Annotated in this window: 1 protein-coding gene; it reads right to left on the reverse strand. The window is 35.7% G+C overall.

Annotated features, from left to right (window positions below; genetic code table 11):
• Window positions 1–180: 180 nt before the first annotated feature.
• On the reverse strand, window positions 181–888 hold the full coding sequence (locus ETR37_RS17870) for a hypothetical protein (RefSeq protein WP_306418285.1): 708 nt from the start codon (window positions 886–888) through the stop codon (window positions 181–183).
• Between the last annotated feature and the right edge of the window lie 234 nt (window positions 889–1,122).

Genomic DNA, 1,122 nt, shown 5'->3' on the forward strand with positions numbered 1-1,122 from the left:
GCATGGCCGCAGAGGAAATGGGGTATTAGCACGAAAGGGGCCGAATCGGCCTCTATTGTGCTTTCACTTTTCCATTTTCCATCCGTCCATCAGGCGCGCTGGAAATCTTCATCTGAAAGAGCGTGCAAACGTTCCGAAAGAATGTGCAAAATCCGCAATAATCCGCAAAAATTTTGCACATTATTTCAGAATCCATCTGAAATAATTTGAAAAAGGGATTCTGAAATAATGTGCTAATTTACACTTATTACAAAGATTTTTATGAACTCTTTTAAATTCTGGAACTATACTTTTTATCACATTCATCATTTCAAGGGGATTTCTACCACATTCCCAACTTTCAAGGAGGGAAAGTTGCCAAGCTTCTAGCTTGCTTCTTTCCCCTTCGTATTTTGCCCAATCACCAAACGTATTTGGTTGGATTCCTGCTTCCATATACCAAGCTGTTGCCATTGATAAACGTAAGTTGTCAATACATTTCAAAGCATAATAATACTCTTTTCTCATTACTCTGCGATAAGCTTCATGAAAATACGCAAAAAACTTTGTTTGCCAAAGTTCCAATTCTTCAATTGTTGGTTCATAGGATAAAGCCATTGATTTATCTAAAATATCTGCCAACATTCCATCCGTATCTTTTATAATTTTTATATTTTTCAACCATACGGAAGGCTGAATGTCTTCAGGTTTATAATAAAATGTATCCACTTTAACGAAACAATCATAGTGAGCGATTGAATAAGTTACAAACGGACCTAAATCCTCAAAATAAAGAACATTTCCCCACTTTTTAGGGCGATTTTTTTTTGTTCGAGATAAATGCTTGGAATTTTTCAGGTAATACAACGATGCGGAGGTCAATGTCGGAATATAAATCCATGTTTTCACTCCCGATTGAACCACCATAAAAAACCGCTAATACATCATCGTCATTAAATAAATCTTTTTCAATTGCAGTCATTAAATCTTGACGATGCTTTGGAATTTCTAAATCTCTTTCTTTGTGTCTAGTTACAAATCCACACATTGAATAACAACTCCCCTAAAATATATTTTTAGAATATAAATCCATATTGATTTTAACCCGTGGTGCTAGTTGAGTGTCAGCGCTCAACCAGCCCT

It is taken from the genome of Geobacillus sp. PK12 (assembly GCF_004123125.1).
GTDB classification, from domain to species: domain Bacteria; phylum Bacillota; class Bacilli; order Bacillales; family Anoxybacillaceae; genus Geobacillus; species Geobacillus zalihae.